This is a genomic window from Streptomyces sp. SID11385 (genome assembly GCF_010548245.1).
In the GTDB taxonomy this organism is placed as follows: domain Bacteria; phylum Actinomycetota; class Actinomycetes; order Streptomycetales; family Streptomycetaceae; genus Streptomyces.
On record NZ_JAAGLR010000051.1, the window covers coordinates 1 to 2,821 of the forward strand.

Below are 2,821 nucleotides of genomic sequence, written 5' to 3' on the forward strand. Positions count from 1 at the left end.
CGCCGAGGCGCTGGAGACCTTCCGGCGGCTCGGCGCGGGGCCCTGGGCAAAACGGGCGCGGGCCGAGTCGCGCGCGGCGGGCGTCGCCGTGACCCGTACCGCGCCCGACGCGCTCGCCGCACTCTCGCCGCAGCAGCGGGAGATCGTCGTGCTCGCGGCGCGCGGGCTGACCAACCGCGAGATCGGCGAGAAGCTGTTCCTCTCGCCGCGCACGATCGGCTCGCACCTGTACCGGACCTTCCCCAAGCTGGGGATCACGGCACGCAACCAGCTCAGGGACCTGGTCGACGAGGCGGCGTGAAGCCGGGGTGCGGGCGCTGTCGGTGGGGGCCACTACGGTCGTCGTCATGACGACACCCACAGGACCCGTCGGACGGCTCATGAAGTTCACCGCGCTGCCCGGGCGGGGAGCGGACCTCGCGGAGCTGCTGCTCCGTGTCGCGGAGGCGCTCGACGGCTTCCCGGGCTGCCTGCTGTACACGATCGGCCGGGACGAGCGGCGCCCGGACGAGGTGCACGTGACGGAGGTGTGGCGCAGCGCGGCCGACGCCGACGCCGCGCTCGCCTCTTCCGCCGAGGCGACGGGGACGCCGTCGCCGTCCGAGGTGCTGGCACTCGTGGCGGGGCCACCGGAGCGGACGGAGTTGGCGGTCCTGGGCGGGGTGCTGCCGGGGACGGGGGCGGAGGGCTGAGCGTCCGGCTCAGCCCTGGCGCCCCTTCGGCCAGACCCCCGGCGGCCACGGCAGGAAGCCGCTCGTCCGGGCCGCGTACCGCTCCCAGCCCTCGCGCTTCGCCATGCCCCGTTCCGTGAGCCGCTTCCCGCTGCCGAAGACGAGCAGGTACGTCATGAGCAGCGGCGAGACGAGGGTCGCCGCCGCGGGGCCCCAGGCGGCGGCAGGGGCGCCGGGGGAGGGGAGGGTGAGGAGCCACAGGCCCCACCACACCGCGAAGTCGCCGAAGTAGTTGGGGTGCCGGGTCCAGCGCCACAACCCCGTGTCGATGAGCTTCCCCTTGTGCGCGGGGTCGGCCTTGAAGCGGGCCATCTGCGCGTCGCCGACCGCCTCGAAGAAGAGGCCGAGCGCCCACAGGCCCACGCCGAGCCACGTCACCCACCACGTCCCGTACGGCAGGAGCACCGCGGCCTGCACGGGGACGGAGACGAGCCACACCAGGGCGGCCTGCGGGAGCGTGACGACGCGCAGCGCGTAGCGCGGGCGCGGGGTGCCCTCCGGGGCCTTGGAGAGCATCCGGTCGTAGCGCGGGTCCTCGCCCCTGCCCCGGCCCCGGCGGGCGATGTGGACACCCAGGCGCAGGCCCCACACCACGGTGAGCGCGGCGGCGAGCGTCGCCCGTACGGGATCGCCGAGCCCCCGCGAGCCGTACGTGCCCTCCGTCCCGTACGCGAAGAGCCACGCCGCGACCGCGAGCACGGCGAAGGCGAAGCCCCAGGCGCTGTCCACGTACCGGTAGATCCCGCGCCGCCGCGAGAGCAGCCACGTGCCGCCGAGGACGAGCGCGCAGGCCCCGGCGGCGGGCGCGAGACCGAGCGCGAAGGCACCCCACGGGAAGCTCACGACGCGCCCCGGCCCTGTGCCGCGTCCTTCGTGAACTGGTACTGCCGCACATCCAGGTAGCCCGACCTGAACCCCGCCTCCGAGTACGCGAGGTAGAAGGTCCACAGGCGGCGGAAGACCGCGTCGAAGCCGAGCGCGTCGACCTCGTCGGCGCGCGCGGTGAAGCGCTCGCGCCACAGGCGCAACGTTTCCGCGTAGTGCGCGCCGAAGGAGTCGGCGCGGGTCGTGCGGAGCGCGGTGCGGCCCGCGGTGACGGCCTCGATCGACTCGGCGGAGGGGATGAGGCCGCCGGGGAAGACGTACTTGCCTATCCAGGTGTGGGTGTCGCGGCTCGCGCGCATCCGGTCGTCGGGCATCGTGATCGCCTGGAGCGCGGCCCGGCCGCCGGGGCGCAGCCGCGCGTCGATCGTCTCGAAGTAGACGGGCAGGAACTCGTGCCCGACCGCCTCGATCATCTCGACGCTGACGACGGCGTCGTAACTCCCCTCCGCCTCCCGGTAGTCGCACAGTTCGACGCGCACGCGGTCGCCGAGCCCGGCCGCCGCGACGCGCTCCAGGGCGAGGGCCCGCTGTTCGGCGGAGAGGGTGAGCGAGGTGACGTGCGCGCCGCGCGCGGCGGCCCGCAGGGCCAGCTCGCCCCACCCCGTACCGATCTCCAGCAGCCTGGTGCCCGCCCGCACTTCGGCGAGATCGAGGAGCCGGTCGATCTTGTGGCGCTGGGCTCCGGCGAGGTTCTCCCAGCGGGCCGGGAGGGCGCGGAAGACGGCGGAGGAGTAGGTGAGGGTGTCGTCGAGGAAGACGCCGAAGAGGTCGTTGGACAGGTCGTAGTGCGCGCCGATGTTGTCCCGCGCGTTCTTCGGCGTGCCCCGGTGGGCATCGGGGCGGCGCGGGGCCCACAGGCCGCGCAGGCGCTGGAGCGGCTGGGGGATCAACTCGGCGGCGTGCGCGGCGAGTACGGTCAGCGCGGCGACCGGGTCGGGGGCGTCCCACTCGCCCGCCATGTACGACTCGCCGAAGCCGATGAGGCCGAAGCGGCCGATCCGCGCGTGGAAGGCGTCGGCGTCGCGGATGTCGATGAGCGGCCCGCCGAGGCCGAGCCTGCCGCCGTCGGGGAGACGGACGAGGAGCGGCAGCCGGTCGAGCGCGTGGCGCACGATGCGGCGCGTGAGCGCGGTGCGGGCCGCCGAACTCGCGGGCACGCGGGCGATGTCGGGCCAGCGCGCGGCGTCGATCGTGAGCGGCGCGGC

4 protein-coding genes are annotated in these 2,821 nt (G+C 74.9%); 2 read left to right on the plus strand and 2 right to left on the minus strand.

Going from position 1 to position 2,821, the window contains the following annotated elements:
- Positions 1-301 (plus strand): helix-turn-helix transcriptional regulator (locus G3I42_RS02200; protein WP_164282164.1); only part of this gene is annotated, 301 nt, incomplete at its 5' end.
- Positions 302-347: 46 nt separating this feature from the next.
- Entirely contained in the window at positions 348-692 is a 345-nt protein-coding gene (locus G3I42_RS02205; protein WP_164282165.1) for an antibiotic biosynthesis monooxygenase family protein, read from the plus strand.
- Positions 693-701: 9 nt separating this feature from the next.
- Here G3I42_RS02205 and G3I42_RS02210 read toward each other — a convergent pair whose 3' ends face one another.
- Both G3I42_RS02210 and G3I42_RS02215 read right to left on the minus strand, forming a co-directional pair.
- Positions 702-1,574, minus strand: a complete 873-nt coding sequence (locus G3I42_RS02210; RefSeq protein ID WP_164282166.1) for a DUF1295 domain-containing protein — start codon at positions 1,572-1,574, stop codon at positions 702-704.
- Positions 1,571-2,821, minus strand: a 1,251-nt coding sequence (locus tag G3I42_RS02215) for a class I SAM-dependent methyltransferase (protein ID WP_203606255.1), incomplete at its 5' end; no start/stop codon positions are given. The genes G3I42_RS02210 and G3I42_RS02215, both read right to left, overlap by 4 nt.

Coding starts and splice junctions, on each gene's coding strand:
- G3I42_RS02205 (WP_164282165.1), top strand. CDS start 348: ATGACGACACCCACAGGACCCGTCGGACGGCTCATGAAGTTCACCGCG.